This window comes from Rhizobacter sp. P2_G4, assembly GCF_056403575.1.
The window spans coordinates 53,320-70,589 of record NZ_JBFUFG010000005.1; the positions used below are offsets into that span (position 1 = coordinate 53,320).

Annotated in this window: 11 protein-coding genes and 1 pseudogene; 6 read left to right on the forward strand and 6 right to left on the reverse strand. The window is 67.0% G+C overall.

The annotated features are described in order from the left end of the window. Nucleotides 1-207: 207 nt before the first annotated feature. Nucleotides 208-1,902: an acid phosphatase gene (gene acpA, locus AC1DYS_RS19145; protein WP_477902031.1), complete on the reverse strand. Its 1,695-nt coding sequence runs from the start codon at nucleotides 1,900-1,902 to the stop codon at nucleotides 208-210. An 88-nt stretch (nucleotides 1,903-1,990) separates the two neighbouring features. On the opposite strand from acpA, the gene AC1DYS_RS19150 reads away from it, so the two are divergent. Further along, on the forward strand, nucleotides 1,991-3,277 hold the full coding sequence (locus AC1DYS_RS19150) for a cytochrome-c peroxidase (protein ID WP_477902033.1): 1,287 nt from the start codon (nucleotides 1,991-1,993) through the stop codon (nucleotides 3,275-3,277). 9 nt (nucleotides 3,278-3,286) lie between these two features. On the opposite strand, the gene AC1DYS_RS19155 is transcribed toward AC1DYS_RS19150, so the two are convergent. Together AC1DYS_RS19155 and AC1DYS_RS19160 are read right to left on the reverse strand one after the other, a co-directional pair. Next, nucleotides 3,287-4,801: an AMP nucleosidase gene (locus AC1DYS_RS19155; protein ID WP_477902035.1), complete on the reverse strand. Its 1,515-nt coding sequence runs from the start codon at nucleotides 4,799-4,801 to the stop codon at nucleotides 3,287-3,289. A gap of 72 nt (nucleotides 4,802-4,873) precedes the next feature. Further along, nucleotides 4,874-6,781: a M61 family metallopeptidase gene (locus AC1DYS_RS19160; RefSeq protein ID WP_477902037.1), complete on the reverse strand. Its 1,908-nt coding sequence runs from the start codon at nucleotides 6,779-6,781 to the stop codon at nucleotides 4,874-4,876. 104 nt (nucleotides 6,782-6,885) lie between these two features. Between AC1DYS_RS19160 and AC1DYS_RS19165 the strand changes: the two are divergent. Further along, a pseudogene (locus AC1DYS_RS19165) lies at nucleotides 6,886-8,757 on the forward strand (carboxyl transferase domain-containing protein); the annotation flags it as partial. Between the two features lie 23 nt (nucleotides 8,758-8,780). Here the strand turns inward: AC1DYS_RS19165 and AC1DYS_RS19170 are convergent. Further along, the gene (locus AC1DYS_RS19170; RefSeq protein ID WP_477902039.1) at nucleotides 8,781-8,963 is read right to left on the reverse strand and encodes a hypothetical protein; all 183 of its coding nucleotides are present in this window, start codon (nucleotides 8,961-8,963) and stop codon (nucleotides 8,781-8,783) included. Between the two features lie 296 nt (nucleotides 8,964-9,259). Here AC1DYS_RS19170 and AC1DYS_RS19175 point away from each other — a divergent pair, with 296 nt between their 5' ends. The 4 genes from AC1DYS_RS19175 to AC1DYS_RS19190 all read left to right on the forward strand — a co-directional run bounded on the left by AC1DYS_RS19175 (nucleotide 9,260) and on the right by AC1DYS_RS19190 (nucleotide 13,383). Beyond that, nucleotides 9,260-9,796 (forward strand): outer membrane lipoprotein, encoded by a 537-nt coding sequence (locus tag AC1DYS_RS19175; protein ID WP_477902041.1) that lies wholly within the window; start codon nucleotides 9,260-9,262, stop codon nucleotides 9,794-9,796. 112 nt (nucleotides 9,797-9,908) lie between these two features. After that, a complete protein-coding gene (locus AC1DYS_RS19180) occupies nucleotides 9,909-10,277 on the forward strand; it encodes a hypothetical protein (protein WP_477902043.1) in 369 nt (122 codons plus the stop codon). Then, complete coding sequence (locus AC1DYS_RS19185; RefSeq protein WP_477902045.1) at nucleotides 10,274-11,068, forward strand: DUF72 domain-containing protein; 795 nt, start codon at nucleotides 10,274-10,276, stop codon at nucleotides 11,066-11,068. Before AC1DYS_RS19180 ends, AC1DYS_RS19185 begins: the two co-directional genes overlap by 4 nt. 395 nt (nucleotides 11,069-11,463) lie before the next feature. After that, entirely contained in the window at nucleotides 11,464-13,383 is a 1,920-nt protein-coding gene (locus tag AC1DYS_RS19190; protein WP_477902047.1) for a pectate lyase family protein, read from the forward strand. Here the strand turns inward: AC1DYS_RS19190 and AC1DYS_RS19195 are convergent. Then, on the reverse strand, nucleotides 13,380-14,297 hold the full coding sequence (locus tag AC1DYS_RS19195; protein ID WP_477902049.1) for an EamA family transporter: 918 nt from the start codon (nucleotides 14,295-14,297) through the stop codon (nucleotides 13,380-13,382). The genes AC1DYS_RS19190 and AC1DYS_RS19195 overlap by 4 nt on opposite strands. 58 nt (nucleotides 14,298-14,355) lie before the next feature. After that, nucleotides 14,356-17,217 carry a DUF3857 domain-containing protein gene (locus tag AC1DYS_RS19200; RefSeq protein WP_477902051.1) on the reverse strand — a complete coding sequence of 954 codons (2,862 nt, stop codon included), beginning with the start codon at nucleotides 17,215-17,217 and terminating at the stop codon, nucleotides 14,356-14,358. Nucleotides 17,218-17,270 lie beyond the last annotated feature (53 nt).

The window sequence follows — 17,270 nt, forward strand, 5'->3', positions numbered from 1 at the left end:
AGGCATAGCCGGCCGAGTCTAGCGAGATCGGCAGCGCTGACCTCCGGAAAACGCCGCCGTCAATTCACGGCGGGCTGCCTTGCGAGGCGTATGTCACGCTGCACGGGTGTGCGGTTAGAAGCCTCGGCCATTTCGGGGAGGCTGGAGCCTTGCTGCTGGAACACCACGGCGCGAAGCTGCGCAGCTGCCGCCACGCAGCCCGCTGCATCAGTTGAGATTCAGCGCGTTCGTCAGGTCACCCATCGCCTGACCGCCGGAAGCCTTGAGGGCCGCGTCGCGCGTCGTCAAGCCGGGCAAGGTATCGAGTCCGAAACGGCGAGTGATGAGCCGCAGGATGGAGGCGGTGTCGTAGGCCGTGTGGTCCACCGTGCCCTTCTTGGCCATTGGCGAGACGACGATGGCCGGGATGCGCGTGCCCGGGCCGATCAGGTCGCCCTTGGGCGGTGCCACGTGGTCCCAGACGCCGCCGAATTCGTCGTAGGTGATCACGATGACCATGTTGTTCCACTGCGGGCTGGCCTGCAGCTTGGCGACCAAGTCGGCGATCTTGGCGTCGCCGTCGGCCAGGTTGGCATAACCCTCGTGCTGATTGAACACGCCTTCGGGCTTGTAGAACGACACGGCCGGCAGTGTGCCCGCGGCGGCGTCGGCCACCAGGTCGTTGTAGTCCTTCAGGTGCGCAGCGCGCTCGCTGGCGTGGGTGACCGGGTCGAACGCGGCGTAGTAGTTGAAGGGCTGGTGGTGTGGCTGGAAGTCGACGTTGACGGTGTTGGACACGCCGTTGGCGTCGCCCGCGTAGATCACGCTGCGCTTGGCTGCGGGCGCCTGCATGCCGTCGGCGAGTGCAGCGCTCCAGGCACCGCCGTACCACTTCCACGTCACGCTTTTCGCGGTGAGAAGGTCGCCGATGTTCGTCTGCGTTTGCGGCGGCAACGTGGTGGCCTTGCTGGTGTCTGCAAAGAGTGCGTCGTTGCCGTTCACGTCGACCGGCGCATTGCCGCTCGGCTGATACGGCGCCTGCATGGTGTTGATGGCGTAGAACTTGCCATCGCCGAAGTAGTTGGCCGGCGTGATGTTGCCGCTCTTCACGAAAACGGGCGGGCCGTCGAGTGCCGAGGCCGGGCTGGTGCCGGCGAGCGTGAGGCGCGGGAGGAACTTGCCGTTGGCGTCGGTATCGACCGTGGCGATCGTGGGCTTGGCGGCGGCGGTGTCGGCGTTCGGGTACTCGGGCGCGCAGGCGCAGATCAGGTACTGGTGGTTGAGGAAGGACCCGCCGAACGCTCCCTGGAAAAAGTTGTCGGCCAGCACGTATTGCTGCGCCAGCTTGTAGAGCGCCGAGCTGCTGTAGTCGAAGTGGCCCATGGTCAGGCCGCCGGCATCGGCCCAGGCGGCGTACATGTCGTTCTTGCCGCCGTTGATCTCCATCTGGTTTTCGTAGAAGCGGTGGTACAGGTCGCGCGTGACGGTCGACGGCGTGAGCCTCACGTTGGCAGAAGCCTGGAATGCGGTTTCCACGGAGAACGGCGCATTGGCGAGACCGGCGCTTTGCGCCTGCGTGATGACGGTCGCCGAACCCGGCGCGGTGACGCCGCCCCAGGTTTGCGGCAACGTGGCCAGTACGGTGCTGCCGTCGCGGTCTTTCTGAGCCACGTAGGCGGCGGTGGGTGCGCCGTTAGCGTCGACCACGCTGCTCAGGCCGTTGGCACCTGGGAAGTTGCCGTAGAGGTTGTCGAACGAGCGGTTCTCGGCGTAGATGACGACAATGTTCTTGACCTTGGACTGCAGCGCGGCGGTGGTGTCGGGCGATGCGGGCGCGGGGTTGTCGTCACCGCTGCCGCAGGCGGCGACGATGGCGAGTGTGAGAACGGCGAACGGGGCGGCGAATCTGAGCGGGTGTTTCATGGGCGGATGTCCGAGCCGAAGATGGAGTGATGGCCGAGCTTCGCGGGCCTGTGTGACACCGCCGTGTCTTGTCATGAACACGAAATGAATGCGTCGTAGAACGCTTCATTCGCTGAGGAGTCTGGTCTTGAGTCGTCTTGTGTCTTGTGTGTTGGGTGTGGCTTGTGCTGTCGTGATGGTGGCGGGTGTGCAGGCCGTCGCGCCACAACCGGCGGCGGCCACACCGTTCTACGCCACGCACTTCGAGAAGCAGCCGAACGCGGCCACGCTGACCGAGCTGGGGCGTGCGTTGTTTTACGACGTGTCGCTCTCTGCCTCGGGCCGCCAGGCCTGTTCGTCATGCCACGATCCGCAGCATGCCTTCGGCCCGCCGAATGCACGGGCGGTGCAGATGGGCGGCGCTGACATGAAGCTTGCAGGCCGGCGCGCGGTGCCGTCGCTGATGTACCAGCAAGACACGCCGCCGTTCAGCGAGCACTTCAGCGACAACGATGGCGACGACAGCGTCGACCAGGGACCGACCGGTGGCCGAGCGTGGGACGGCCGGGTCTCATCGGCGCATGAACAGGCCAGCCTGCCGCTGCTGTCGCCCTTCGAGATGGCCAACGCCGACCCGGCAGCCGTGGTCAACCGCCTGCGCCAATCACCTGGCGCCGCGCGTTTTCGGGATGCGTTCGGCGAGCATGTGCTCGACAACACAGAGCTCGCCTGGAACGGCCTGCGCCTGGCGCTCGAGGTCTTCCAGCAAAGCCCGCGCGACTTCTACCCTTACACCAGCAAGTACGACGCGTACCTGCGGCACCAGGCGGCGCTGAGCCGAAGCGAGCAGCACGGACTTGAGCTGTTCAACGATGTGGCCAAGGGCAACTGTGCGTCGTGCCACCCGAGTGCTGTGAAGCGCGGAGCGTTTCCTCAGTTCACCGACCACGGCTTCATCGCGATCGGCGTGCCGCGCAATCGCGCCATCCCGGCGAATGCCGACCCGCGCTATGCAGACCTCGGCCTGTGCGGCCCGCTGCGTACCGATCTGGCCGACCGGCCCGAGTACTGCGGCCTGTTCAAGACACCGTCCTTGCGCAACGTGGCGACGCGCCGCACGATCTTTCACAACGGCGCATTGCATCGGCTTGACGAAGCCGTGCGCTTCTACGTCCAGCGCGATCTGCATCCCGAGAGGTACTACTCGCGCGATGCGGCTGGCCACGTTCTGAAGTTCGACGACCTGCCGCAACGCTACCGCGAGAACGTCAACGACGAGGTGCCGTTCACGCCACCGGTCGAAGGCAAACCAGCCTTGTCGGAACGCGAGATTGCCGACGTGGTGGCGTTCCTTCGCACGCTGACCGACGGCTACCTGCCGCCAGTAAAACACTAGCGCTCGCGCCTACTGGAACGCCACCTCGGCGAAGCTGCGCAGCTTGCGGCTGTGCAGTTGATCGACACCCTGCTCGCGCAGCAGCTCCATCGCACGGATGCCGATGCGCAGGTGCTGGTCGACGCGCTCGCGGTAGAAGTGGTTGGCCATGCCGGGCAGCTTGATCTCGCCGTGCAGCGGCTTGTCGCTCACGCACAGCAGCGTGCCGTAAGGCACGCGGAAGCGGAAGCCGTTGGCTGCGATGGTCGCGCTTTCCATGTCGAGCGCGATCGCGCGGCTCTGGCTGAAGCGGCGCTCCGGCGTGCTGTGCTGGTGGTGGAAGGGCAGCAGCTCCCAGTTGCGGTTGTCGGTGCTTGCGACGGTGCCGGTGCGCATCACGCGCTTCAGCTCGTAGCCTTGCAGCTGGGTCACTTCGGCCACCGCCGATTCGAGCGCGACCTGGATCTCCGCCAGCGGCGGGATCGGCACCCACAGTGGCAGGTCTTCGTCGAGCACGTGGTCTTCGCGCACGTAGCCATGGGCCAGCACGTAGTCGCCGAGGGCCTGGGTGTTGCGCAGGCCGGCGCAGTGGCCAAGCATGATCCACGCGTGCGGGCGCAGCACGGCGATGTGGTCGGTGATGGTCTTGGCGTTGGCCGGGCCGACGCCGATGTTGACCATGGTGATGCCGGTGCGGTCTTCGCGCACCAGGTGGTAGGCCGGCATCTGCGGCAGGCGAGGCGGCGTCACGCCCTGGTCGTCACCGGGCTGCGGCTGCAGGTCGGTGCGCCGCATCATCACGTTGCCGGGCTGCACGAAGGCGGCGTAGCCGCTGTTCGGGTCGGCCATCAGCTCGTGGCCGAGCTGGATGAACTCGTCGATGTAGAACTGGTAGTTCGTGAACAGCACGAAGTTCTGGAAGTGCTCGGGCGCGGTGCCGGTGTAGTGGCGCAGGCGGTGCAGCGAGTAATCGACGCGCGGCGCGGTGAACAGCGACAGCGGGTGGCGCGCCAGGCCGTCGGGGCCGATGGACGGCTCGTACGTTCCGTTGGCGATGCCGTCGTCCATGGCCGAGAGGTCGGGCAGGTCGAACTGGTCGCGCAGCAGCAGGCGGCGCGCCGGCGTCATGCTGCCTTCGAGGTGGTCGTTCTCTGCCAGCGAGAAGTGCACCGGGATCGGTTGGGCGCTCAAGCCCACTTCGAGCGTGACGCCGTGGTTCTTCAGCAGCAGCGTGAACTGCTCGAAGTAGTACTCGGCAAAGAGGTCAGGCCGCGTCAGCGTGGTTTCGTAGGTGCCGGGGCCGGCAACGAAGCCGTAGGCCAGCCGCGAGTCGGCGCGCGCCACGGTGTCGGTGTGCACCCGCAGGTAGGGGTAGCACGCGCGGACGTGGCCGGTGAGGGCTTCGCCGGCCACGAAGCGCTGCAGGCTGTCGCGCAGGTGGGCGATGCCGCTGTTGTAGATGGTGGTGGCGTGGGCCAGCGCAGCGGCAGCGTCGTTGAACGATTGGGCGTGGATGAGGGTCGTGGGTTTTGTTGTCAGTGTCATGAACGCCATTGTGCGTCCATGACATGACGGCCGCCATCCCACGGGCCGGGTCGCCCGTGGGTTACGAGGCGGTTACTTCAGCGGCGTCAGCAACACGCTCAGCCGGTCGGGCTTGCCCTCGATGCGCTCGAGCTTCGGGTAGCGCAGGCCGCCGCGCCATTCCACCTTCACCGTGCGGTAACGGTCGGCCTCCTTCACGAGCAGTTCGATCGGCGCGCCGTCCTTGGCGGCGGTGATGGCCTCTTCCAGCTTCTCGGCCTTGTAGGCGACGCCGTTCACCGCCAGCAGCGTGGCAGCTGTCGACAGGCCGGCATTGAAGGCCGGGCTGTCCCAGTTCACCGTCGTCAGCTTGGCGTCCTTGTCGAGCGTGATGCCGATGGAGTAGACGAAGTCGGTGAAGTCGTACGCCTCCTGGCGCAGCTTGTAGCGGTCGGTCGGCTTCTCGCTCCAGGCGAGCTTCCAGCCGGCGGCGGTGAGGCCCGCGAGCAGGCCTTCGCCGTCGTGGCGATCCAGCCGTTGACGCAGGAAGCCGGCCCAGTCGTTGGGCTGCACGCGGTTCAGCTCGGTCACCAGGTCGTCGAAGGTGTAGACCAGCGGCTTCACGCGCTTGGGCTCGGCGCCGAAGAAGGCACGGGCAAAGTCGTCGAGCGAGCGCGTGTACTGCGAGCGATCGCGGATCAGCATGTCGGCCTCCAGCCAGACCAGCATCGACTCGTCGTAGTAGTCGGCGCTGCGCTGCCAGTTGCGCCAGTCACGCGTCCAGCGGTGTTGCGCCACGATCGGCTCGTTGGTGGTGTCCTGCAGGTTGCGCCAGCTGCGGCCAACGCGTGCCTCCAGCGCTGCGGCCGCGTTGGCCAGGTCTTCGCGCGTGTCCGCCGGGCTGATCAGGCCCGAGCGGGCTGCCAGCACCACGCCCCAGTACTGCGTCTGGCCTTCGTAGACCCACAGCAGGCTGTCCTGCATGGGCACGTTGAAGTGCGGCGTCGACAGGTCGGCCGGGCGGCGGAACTTGCCGTTCCAGGAGTGCGCGTACTCGTGCGGCAGCAGGCCGCGCCCGGGTGAACTCTTGGCCCAATCAGTGAAGTAGTAGGGCTTGACGCCGTTCTCGCTCGACTGGTGGTGCTCCAGCCCGATCTCGCCGAACTCATCGCTGGTGGCGAGCAGGAAGTCGTAGTGCGCGAAGTGGCGCGAGGCGAACACGCGGTCGGCCTGGGTGACCAGCGCGCGGTGCGCGGTCAGTTGCTCTTCGCTGGCCTTGGCCTGGCGCGCTTCGTCCGAAACCACGTTCAGGAACACCGGCGAGCGGCCCGCCTTGACGGCATCGGGGTCGAGGTCGTAGCGATGGAAATTGCGGCCGGCGAACACCGGCGAGTCGACCAGCGTTTCGAGGTCCACTGTCTGGAACTCGACCTTGTCGCCGCGGCGTTCGCCTTCGGGGCGCAGGGCGGTGCCGTAGTTCCAGCCCTTCGGCAGCGTGAGGCTGGCGTGCACGCCGATCTGCGAGGCCGTGTGGCCGGCGGGGTAGAGCAGCACCTCGTTCCACTCCACGCCGAGGATGTGCGGCGTCATTTCCACGCGGCCGGCGTTGCTGTTGACCAGGCCGAGGAACTGGAATTCGATGTCGAGCGTGCTCACGCCGGCAGGCACCTCGACGTGGAAGGCGTGCATGTCAACCATGTTGCGCTTCCATTCCAGCGGCTTGCCCTGTGCCGAGAAGCGCAAGCCGGCGACCTGGCCGACCGTGCCGGTCGGCGAATGCGTGCCCGGCACCCACTGCGGGTAGTAGAGCGCCAGGGGCCCGGGTTTGACGGGCAGGGACTGGCGCACGCGGAAGACCTTGTGGTCGGTGTCGGTGGCGTCGACGTCGAGGTTGATCACGCCGAAGTAGGGCGCGGTGCCGAGCGGCGGCAGCGTCTGGGCTGCGAGGTGGTGAGTGGCAGCGATGCTGATGGCAGCAGCCAGGACGCGCAGAGAAGGCATGGGGGCTCCGTTGTGTGGAGCCGGGACGATACCCGAGCTACAGCTTGTAGCAATCGGCCGCGTGCGCTGAACGCCAGCTGAAGCGCTTGTCACCGCGGTGTCAGGCCGCCGCGGCACCTCTCGCTACAGTGCGCCGAGGAGACCGAGACATGACGCAGAACACGGTAAAGGCCCCGATGGCGGGCACGGTGGTTCAGGTGGCGGTGGCTGCTGGCGAGGCGGTACAAGCCGGCCAGCTGCTGCTGGTGCTCGAGGCGATGAAGATGGAGCACGAGGTGCGCGCCGAGAGCGGTGGCACGGTGCTGACTGTCACGGCCCGTGCAGGCGAATTGGTGGCTGAAGACGACACGCTGCTGACGCTCGGAGCCGCAGCGGCGCGGGCTGCGCTGCCGCAGGCCGCGGCAGCGGCGGCAATTACCGCATCTGCAACCGTGCGGGCCGACCTGCAAGAGGTGATCGACCGCCACGCATTCACGCTCGACGCGCAGCGCCCCGAAGCCATGGCCAAACGCCACGCGCTCGGCATGCGCAGCGCACGCGAGAACATCGCCGACCTCTGCGACGAAGGCAGCTTCGCCGAGTACGGCGCGCTTGCCTTTGCCGCGCAGACGCGCCGCCGCCCGCTTGACGACCTGATCAGGAACACGCCGGCCGACGGCATGGTCACCGGCATCGGCACCATCAACGGCGCGCAGTTCGGCGAAGAGGCGGCGCGCTGCGTGGTGATGTCGTACGACGCGACCGTGCTGGCCGGCACGCAGGGCATGCGCAATCACCAGAAGACCGACCGCATGCTCGGCATTGCGCTTGAACAGAAGCTGCCGGTGGTGCTGTTTGCCGAAGGCGGCGGCGGGCGGCCCGGCGACACCGACTCGCCCCACGTGGCCGGGCTGGACCTGCACACCTTCGCGAACTACGCGCGGCTGAGCGGCCAGGTGCCGGTGGTCGGCATCGTGGCCGGCCGCTGCTTTGCCGGCAACGCGGCGCTGCTGGGCTGCAGCGACGTGATCATCGCCACCCGCGGCAGCAACATCGGCATGGGCGGCCCGGCGATGGTCGAAGGCGGCGGGCTGGGTGTCTTCACGCCGGAGCAGATCGGCCCGAGCGAGCTGCAGCACGGCAACGGCGTGATCGACGTGCTGGTCGATGACGAGGCGCAGGCCGTAGCCTTGGCGCGGCAGTACCTCGGCTTCTTCCAGGGGCGCAGCACCGGGTGGTCGGCGCCCGACGCACTGCGCCTGCGCGATGCCTTGCCCGAGAACCGCGTGCGCACCTACGACGTGCGCCAGGTGATGCAGGGCGTGGCCGACGTCGGCTCGCTGCTCGAACTGCGCGCCGGCTTCGGCGTCGGCATCCTGACCGCCCTGGCGCGCATCGAAGGGCGGCCGGTCGGGCTGATGGCCAACAACCCGGTGCATCTCGGTGGCGCCATCGATGCCGATGCTGCCGACAAGGCCGCACGCTTCATGCAGCTGTGCAATGCACATGGCCTGCCGCTCGTCTCGCTGATCGACACGCCTGGCTTCATGGTCGGGCCCGAGATCGAAGAGAAGGCGCAAGTGCGACACGTGAGCCGCATGTTCGTTACCGCTGCACACCTGCGCGTGCCGTTTCTCGCCCTCGTGCTGCGCAAGGGTTATGGCTTGGGTGCGATGGCGATGGCCGGCGGCGGGTTCCGCGAACCGACGCTCGCCGCCGCATGGCCGAGCGGCGAGTTCGGCGGCATGGGGCTCGAAGGCGCGATACGCCTAGGCTATCGGAAGGAATTGGAAGCTGCAGCCGAAGGGCCGGAGCGCGACGCGCTCTACGACAAGCTGGTAGCCGCGCAATACGAGCGCGGCAAGGCCATCAACATGGCGGCGATGCTGGAGATCGACGCGGTGATTGACCCGGCGGACACGCGCCACTGGCTGGCACGTGGGCTGGCGTCTTCGAAGTTGCGCGACAGGCGCACCTCACCCATCGACACCTGGTAGGCCGTCGCCGGCTTGCCGCCGGCTCAGGCGGGCTTGTCGATCTTCGGCTGCGGTGCGTCCGGCCAGTGGCGGGCCTGCACAGCCGGCTGCGCCGCCTCGTACCCCACGGCGTCGTGGCCTGAGGCGGAGTCGACCTCCGCTGCTGGCGGGCTGCCACCGTAGTACCAGCGCCGCACGTCCTCGAGCCAGTCGTCGTTGTTCGCCATGGTCTTGCTCCTGGGGTGGCCCGTGGGCCGTGGGTGATTCCGTCGGTGATTGATAGGCATCGTCTATCCACCGCACCGCCGTCGCCATCAGGCGAACGATCAAGCTCATGTAGGCCGACGCCTACATGGCGCTTTCGCACATGCGCCGATGTCCTACAGCGGGGTAGCGCACAAGCCGAGGTACGGATGCGCGCTTGGCGGGCAGACCCGAATCGTTGGCCCGCCGACGATTCGGCACGAGCTGCGATGGCGCTGCATGTGAGCCGCCGCAGCCAGAGCAACAACAGGAGCACCTCATGAAAAAATCGTTCGACTACACCACTGCGTCGCTGGCCTCCATGTCCCTCGCTTGCCTTGTGGTGCTCGGCGGTTGCGGGCCGCAGAACGGAGAACCGGTTGTCTCTGGTGCCGTTCCCTCTGCTGCAGTCCCTGCGAAGACCGCAACCCAGGCGCCCACGGCGACGGCGGCGGCTCCCGTGCCGGCCAAGCCGGTGGTCAGCGCGAACCTCGGCGAAGTGAGCCACATCGAAACCCTGACCGAGCGACCCAAGGGCAGCGGCGTGGGCGCCGTGGCCGGTGGCGTGCTTGGCGGCGTGGCAGGCCACCAGGTTGGTGACGGGCGCGGGCAGGACGCCGCCACCGTGGTCGGCGCTGTGGGCGGCGCCTTGCTCGGCAACAAGATCGAGCGTGACCGCGCCGTGAAGGTCGTGGGGTACCGCGTCCAGGTCAAGCTCGACAACGGCGACGTGCGCACCTTCGAGCGCAGCCAGCTCGACGGCTTGCACGTCGGCGACCGCGTGCGTGTCGAAGGTGGCCAGGTACGTGCTGCCTGACGCTTTGACACGGCAGCAAGGCCGCTGACCCGCTGGGCTTTTGAAAGCTCGGCCTCCAGGTGGTGCGACACTCAGATCTGCCTGACCGGCCTCATGCCGGCAGGCCATCACCATGGCCCTTTCTTGGATGAGCGCACTCAAGGTCATCCCCTGGAACGACGTGATCGACGCGGCGCCGGGGCTGGTCAAAGGTGCCCGCAAGATCTTCACGCGCAGCCAGCAGACCGATGTACCTGCCACACCTGCCGAGCGCGGCAACAGTGGCGACCTCGACGGTCGCGTCTCGCAGCTCGAAGCCAGCCTGGCGCAGGTCGCCGAACAGCAAGGTGCCGCGGCGCGGCTGGTCGAGTCGCTGGCCGAGCAGAACGCCCGCATCGTCGAGGCGATCGACATCCTTCGCGCACGCACGCGCTTGCTGATCGGCATCTGCACGGTGCTCGCGATCGCCTTGATCGCCACCGTGGCGTGGGGCCTGCGATGAGCGGCGCGCACATCCGCGTGGGCATCGGGGGCTGGACCTTCGAACCCTGGCGCGACAACTTCTACCCCAAGGGTTGGTCGCAGAGCCGCGAGCTCGAATACGCCAGCCGCAAGATGACCGCGATCGAGGTCAACGGCACCTACTACAGCGCGATGAAGCCCGCCACCTTCGCCAAGTGGCGCGACGAGACGCCCGACGGCTTCGTGTTCTCGCTCAAGGCCAACCGCTTCGCGACCAACCGGCGCGTGCTCGCCGAGGCCGGCGAATCGGTCGAGCGGTTCATCGGCAGCGGCCTCGCCGAGCTGGGCGACAAGCTCGGCCCCGTGCTGTGGCAGTTCGCGCCGACCAAGCGCTTCGACCCGGTCGACTTCGAAGCCTTCTTGAAGCTGCTGCCCTCGGCGGTGCAGGGCTTGCCGCTGCGCCATGTGCTCGACGTGCGGCACGAGAGCTTCATGACGCCTGAGTACCTGGCGCTTGCGCGCCGCTACAAAATGGGCACGGTGTTCACCGACTCAGACGACTACCCATCGTTTGCCGACGTCACCGGTGACTTCGTCTACGCGCGCACGATGCGCTCGCAATCCAGCCTCCCGCAAGGCTACGAGCCGGCCGCACTCGACCAGTTCGCCGCGTGCGTGCGGGCCTGGGCCGCCGGCGACGAGCCCGTTGGCCTGCCGCGCGTCGAGCCGAAACCGCAGCCGGTTCAGCCGCGCGATGTGTTCTTCTTCTTCATCAGCGCCGCCAAGGAGCGCAACCCGGCCGCGGCGATGGCGCTGCTCGAACGACTCTAGAAGCTTGCCTGCAGCAGCATGCGGGGCGAAGTCCCGTGTTGTCGCCGCCCGGAGGATTGCTGGTCTCTTCGTACTTCATGGCGGGGTTGCTTTCCATGGGCGTGCGCCCGATCGACTTACGCGCCGCGGCAGGCAGCTCGGCATCGCGTCGGAGGCTGCACGTGCTCTAGGGAGATCAGTCGGTTTTCGCATGACCGATCCCGGACCAAAACATCTTCAATCCACGATGCTCTTTCGTCCGCTGCCAGTGGCCATGAGCCTCGCACTTCGCATCGCCGTGTTGCATCCGCTCGGTGCTGTGCCGCCATGCGCTAACGAGTCCATCAGGGTTTGATCATTACTTCCACGGTACGTGGGTTCACCATGGCGGCGCCCCTCCATCAACCGGACCTATCGTGATCGACGCATTGCACCCTCTCACCGCCCCACCCGCTCCTCGATTCACAACGACCTCGCTGCGCATGCTCTGCGCCGTGCTCGCGGCTGGCGCACTGGGCGCTGGTGTCCACACCTCTGCGCATGCGACCATCTGGACGCCGATCGCGCAGGAAGGGGAGCCTTTCGTCGTCAAGAACAAGACCGTGCGATACGGAAGTGGCAGCACCTGGATCACCAAGAAGGTCGGTGCCAAGGGCATGTGCACGAATGCGTTCTTCGGTCGCGACCCGCTGCGCGGTGTGCTCAAGGAATGCCAGATCGGTAAGTCAGGCACTCCAGCGGCCCCGCCCGCCGCTCCAAGCAAGCCGGTGACCAGCCCCGTGGTCCCCAAGCCAAGCACGCCGGTAGTCCAGCCACCCGCCGCTTCGTACAAGCTGACGATCGCGTATCCGGCCGAAGGCCATATCGAGGGTGCTGTGTCGGGCGCCACCTTCTCGCGCGGCGCCATCGTCACGCTCAAGGCCGTTGCCGAAGGTGCTTACGGCGTGAAGGCCTGGACTGGTGACGCCGCGTCATGCGGCGCAAACAACGCGTGCCAGATCAACATGGCGGGCAACAAAAACGTCGGGGTCACCTTCAAGACCATGCCTGTGGGCTTCGCTGCGGGCACGACAGGCGGAGCCGGCGGCAAAGTAGTGACGGTGTCGACGGCCAGCGCCCTGAAGGATGCGCTGTGCGACAAGTTCGACTCGGCCGGCATTTGCACGGACGACACGCCCCGGATCATCCAGCTGGCATCGGTCATCGACTTCACCGGCACCGAGGGGAAGACCAGTGCCTGGATCTGCCGGAAAAACGCGAACATGGTCTGCAGGACCCAGGAGATGACAACCGACTATCCGGTGGGCACCTGTGCAGTCGAAGGTCACCGGCTCAACGATGGCTCCCTTGACCCGATCGCACGCAAGAAAATGGATTACGACGCCGCTGGCATCAAGCCGCTGCGGGTGGGCTCCAACAAGACCCTGATCGGCATTGGTACGAAGGCTGGCATCAAGGGCAAGGGCCTGATGATCCAGCACGTCTCGAACGTCGTGATCCGCAACATCTCGTTGACCGACATGAACCAATGGCTGATCTGGGGCGGCGATGCCATCACCGTGGTCGACGCCGGCCAGGTCTGGATCGATCACAACAACTTCGCGCGCATCGGCCGCCAGTTCATCGCCACCGGGCTGGCCGAGGTGGGAAACCTCACCATCTCGAACAACCTCTTCGATGGCGCCAACGAGTACGCGATGAGTTGCGATGGCAAGCACTACTGGACCTTGCTGCTGGCTGGCAAGGACGAGAACGTGACGCTCATCGCGAACCGGTTCTCCAGCACTGCCGGCCGCGCACCGGAATACGGCAACGGCGGCATCCTCCACATCGTCAACAACCTGTGGGACGACGATGACGGAGTGATCATGGTCAATCCGCAGAGGGCCACATCAGCCGTCCTCGAGGGCAACTACTTCTCACCGACCAGTGAGCGCATGATGCCGGTCGCCATTCCGTTCGCCGATCCGAGAAATCCGGAGAAGGACTTGAGTCCCTTCCCTGTCTATGCACCGCTGGATCAAACCATCGACATGGCCAATCCCACTTGCCTGGCCGTGCTGGGGCGCAACTGCGCCAGCAACTACGCGACGCTGACGACCTTCGGGGTGGACACGCTCAAGGGCTTCCTGCTTCACCCGGAGCCGATCAGGATGATGAAGGCCCCCCGACGCTCGCCCGCGGTGTGGGTACGGTGCGGCCCATGCCTTACGCAAAGGTGGCCGGACACGTCAAGGCCAAGGCCGGCCCACAGGCCGACCCAGACCAGTAAGGGGAGGGCAACGCTGGAAGCCGTCGGCCCGCGCTGCTCGCAAAAGATGGGGCGAGGGCGCTAGAACCGACGGCGCCACAGCGCGCCGCCGAACATCACCACGGCGAGCGCCGCCACCACGAAGCCGATGCCGGCCCACTGCCACGGCGTGACGCTTTCGCCCAGCAGCCAGATGCCGGCAGCCAGCCCGACGACGGGAACGCCCAGGCTGAACGGCGCCACACGGTTGGCCGGGTGGCGCTTGAGCAGCACGGTCCACAGGCCGTAGGCCAGGATGGTTGCGACCCAGCCCAGGTAGGCCGCGCCGGCCCAGGCATCGGCGCTGGCGTGCAGCCATTGCCAGCGCGCTTCGGGCGCATCGAACAGCAGGCTCAGTGCAATGAACGGGACGATGGGCACCACGCTGCTCCACACCACGAACTGGAAGGCGTCGTAGCTCGGGTGCGCTTGCTGCACTTTGCGCGTGATGATGTTCGCCACGCCCCACATCGACGCAGCACACAGCATCAGCACCAGCCCGAGCCACGTGGTCTCATGCGCCGCGTTGTTGCCGCCCACGTAGTTGAGCGCGAAGCAGCCCAGCCCCGCGGCAGCGAGCACCAGCCCTGCGCGCAAGGGGCCGCCGATGTGCTCTTTCAGCAGCAGCATGCCGAGCAGCGTGGTGAAGAACACCTGCGTCTGCATCAGCACCGAGGCGAGCGCCGCCGTCATGCCGACCCGCAATGCGATGAACACGAACCCGAACTGGCCCACGCCCTGCGCGAGCCCGTACCAGACCAGCCAACGCACCGGCAGCTGCGGCCGCTTCACGAACAGCATCAAGGGCAGGGCCGCGAACACGTAGCGCACGGCACCCAGCTGGAAGGGCGTGAAGTCGCGCAGCGAGTGCTTCATCGCGACGAAGTTGGAGCCCCAGATCAGCACCACGGCCAATGCGGCGAGCAGGTCGCGGCCCAGCAGGGGTTTGGGAGCAGGCACAGCGGGGGTGATGGCGTTCAGAACGGCTTTCGTAGGAGCTTGTGGCGGCTTCAATGCGCTACGGCGTACCGGAAGCCCGCTTCAGTTCGATCTGCGCCAGCGCGTGCTCGCGGTACGGCGTGGCATTCAGCTCCACGGTGCGCTGGAACATGCGTTTCGCGTCGTCGGGCTTGCCGGCGAGCAGCATCTGCTGACCGACGTAGAAGTAGGCCTCGGTGAGGTTGAGCCGCTCCATGCGCTTGTCTTGCCGCGCGGCCTTCAACAGGTCGTCCTGGCTCGCATTGCCGGCCAGGTAGTGCACCAGCACGCCGGGCCAGGCCGCCTTGTCCACGCTGTCGAGGTAAGGGCCGACGGCAGACTTGCCCTTGCCGCCGGTGCGCTCGGCCGCAAGATAGAGCCAGGTCAGCGCGAACACGCGGTCGTCGCCCGAGCTGTCTTGTGCGGCCTGGCGGAACGATTGCTCGGCCTGCGCGAACTGCCCCTGGTAGTACAGCGCACTGCCGATGCCGCGGTCGAGCATCGCGCGGCTGCTCGGGTTCTTGAACTGCTGCATCTCGGTCACCGCTTCGTCGCTGCGGCCCAGCGACATCAGCGCCAGCCCGCGCGTGTAGTGCGAGTAGCCCACCTCCGGCGCGGCGGCGAGGGCCTGGTCTGCGTCCAACAGCGTGGCGTTGAAGTCGGCGAGCATGCTGTTGGCGATGGCGCGGCGCTCGAGCACCGCACCGGCGAGCGGGCTGGCGGTGCCGGCCCTGTTGAGCGTCTCGGTGGCGAGCAGGCGCTCGAGCTCCTGCCGCATCACGATCTCGCGCAGCGTGTCGCTTTGCTGGCCGAGGCTGCGCCGCACGCGTTTCTCGATGTCGGAGTAGGCGCTGTTGAGGCTGTCGAAGTCGAGCAGCGGCAGGCGCACCGTCACCGCACCCAGCCTGCGCGCGGTCTGCACGCGCTCGCGGTAGCTGGGCAGATCGTTCGGCAGAACTTCTTCGGCGCGGCGGTCGTAGGTGAGCAGGTAGTCGAGCGTGTTGCCGGTCACTTCGTACCGCGCGGCGAGGTTGAAATGCTTGTCGCCGATTTCGGTGGGCGCGGGCGGCTGCGTCGTGAACTTGCGTGGGGCGATCAAGCGCAGGCGCTGCTTCACCTGGCGCGGCTGGTCGATGATGTAGGGCATGTCGCGCTTGGCTTCGCGCGGGCCGATGAGCGACTCCAGCACCTCGAGCGCCGGCACGTCGACGGCGAGTGCACCGCGGTCGTACTGGCCGAAGCCGGGTGCCTCGTACTTCAGCTCCAGCTCGAAGACATTGGTGTCACGGTCGTCGCGCACCGCCGGCGCGCCGGTCGACTTGAGCCCCGGCAGCACGCGTGCATAAGCGCCGGCGAGCGCACTGGCCAGACGGTCGATGCCGCCTGCGCTCAGGCTGTTGCGCCAGCTCTCGGCCGAGATGCCACGTGCGCGCAGCGTGGTGGTGAACTGAACGGCGCGGCGCAGGTCCGAGGCGTCCCACACCGAATCGAACTCCATGCCCTGCAGCTTGGCCGCTGCCGGCTCGATGCGCGTCAACGCGGTGCTGCGCGGGTCGACCACCAGCGTCATGCCGTAATTCACCTGGCCGCGCGTGGCGAGCTGGCGGCCCTGCTTCTGGATGGTGGGGTCGAGCCAGTAGACGGCGTCGTCGAGCTGGAGCCGGGTGATGACGTGGTCGAACTGGTCGTGCGACGGCAGGTAGTCGGTGACGCCGCGGTTGCGGTGCATCGAGATCAGCGCAGGCCGTGCGTCGTAGCCCAGGCGCTGCAAGATCGCGTCGAGCAAGGCCACCTTGTCCTTGCAGTCGCCCAGGCGCTCGGCATAGGTGCGTACCGGCGCCTTGGGGCGGTGCGAGCTTTCGCCGAGGCTCACGCTGAAGTAGCGCACTTCGTCCTGCACGAACTCCAGCACCTCGGAGGCAAGCTGTTCGCGTGGCAGTCCCTTGGCGCGCCAGGCCTCGATGCGCGCCGTGAGTTCGGGCCCCAGCTCGCCGGGGTTCGCAAACAAGTCGTCGGCCCAGGCGGCCACACCTTGCCAGTCGGCGTAGTCGCTCACGTGCAGGGCGGGGAACACCTTGAACCACGGCGGCACGTTTTCTTCGGGCACCACGGCAGGCACGTTGCGCCGCGTGAGTTGCAGCACCTGCCGATTGCCTGCGGTGCTCAGCTCCGGCTGGACGTCGGAGCGGATGCCGCGTGTGTGCAGCGTGCGGCCCTGTGGGTACTCGATGCGCAGGTGCAGCTCATCGACGGTGGCCATGAAGCCCAGTTGATAGACCTCGGCGAAGTGGCCCTTGAAGATCGGGTTGCTGCCTTGCAGGGTGTAGGCCACCTCGACCGCATCGCCCACGCGCACGTCGTTCATCACCACCAGCAGGGTCTGCAGGCCGGTCAGCGTCTGGTTCTCCAGGCCTTCTTCACGGCGCAGCATCTCGATGCGTGCGTCCTTCAGCCGGTCCAGGCGCTTGCCGTCGCGGATCACCGTGGCCTCGTGCACCGTGAGCGTCTGGTAGGCGGGGTTGAAGTACAGCTCCGCCTTGGACACGATCTGCAGGCCCGCGCTTTCGGTGGCTGTGGAGACGCTCCGCGTGTAGACCTGCTCCGACGAGTCGGCGCCGATCTGCGTTTGCGTGTCCACCAGCAGCAGGCGGTAGCCCAGGCCGCCGCTGGCCGGTGCAGTGCTGGGCGGAGATGCCTTGACTGGCTTGACCCAGTCGGGTGCCTTGCCGATGCGGTAGCCGCTGGGTGCGGCTGCCTTGGCCTTCGTGGCGGCGGGTGCCTTGGTCGCGGCGTGCGCAGGCGCTGTCAGTGGCAAGGCCAGCGCGGCGGCCCAGGCCAGTGCAACGAGAAGCGCAGCGAAAGGTGCAGCAAGAAAAGAGCGTGGGCGGCAGAGGGTGTGCATGGTGGGCTTCCGGTCTGCAGGCATTATCAGCAGCGGCTTCGTGTTGTACTTGG

Excerpts from the sequence above, each read along its gene's own strand:
- acpA (WP_477902031.1), bottom strand. The coding sequence starts at position 1,902 with ATGAAACACCCGCTCAGATTCGCCGCCCCGTTCGCCGTTCTCACACTC.
- AC1DYS_RS19150 (WP_477902033.1), top strand. The coding sequence starts at position 1,991 with ATGCGTCGTAGAACGCTTCATTCGCTGAGGAGTCTGGTCTTGAGTCGT.
- AC1DYS_RS19155 (WP_477902035.1), bottom strand. The coding sequence starts at position 4,801 with ATGACACTGACAACAAAACCCACGACCCTCATCCACGCCCAATCGTTC.
- AC1DYS_RS19160 (WP_477902037.1), bottom strand. The coding sequence starts at position 6,781 with ATGCCTTCTCTGCGCGTCCTGGCTGCTGCCATCAGCATCGCTGCCACT.
- AC1DYS_RS19170 (WP_477902039.1), bottom strand. The coding sequence starts at position 8,963 with ATGGCGAACAACGACGACTGGCTCGAGGACGTGCGGCGCTGGTACTAC.
- AC1DYS_RS19175 (WP_477902041.1), top strand. The coding sequence starts at position 9,260 with ATGAAAAAATCGTTCGACTACACCACTGCGTCGCTGGCCTCCATGTCC.
- AC1DYS_RS19180 (WP_477902043.1), top strand. The coding sequence starts at position 9,909 with ATGGCCCTTTCTTGGATGAGCGCACTCAAGGTCATCCCCTGGAACGAC.
- AC1DYS_RS19185 (WP_477902045.1), top strand. The coding sequence starts at position 10,274 with ATGAGCGGCGCGCACATCCGCGTGGGCATCGGGGGCTGGACCTTCGAA.
- AC1DYS_RS19200 (WP_477902051.1), bottom strand. The coding sequence starts at position 17,217 with ATGCACACCCTCTGCCGCCCACGCTCTTTTCTTGCTGCACCTTTCGCT.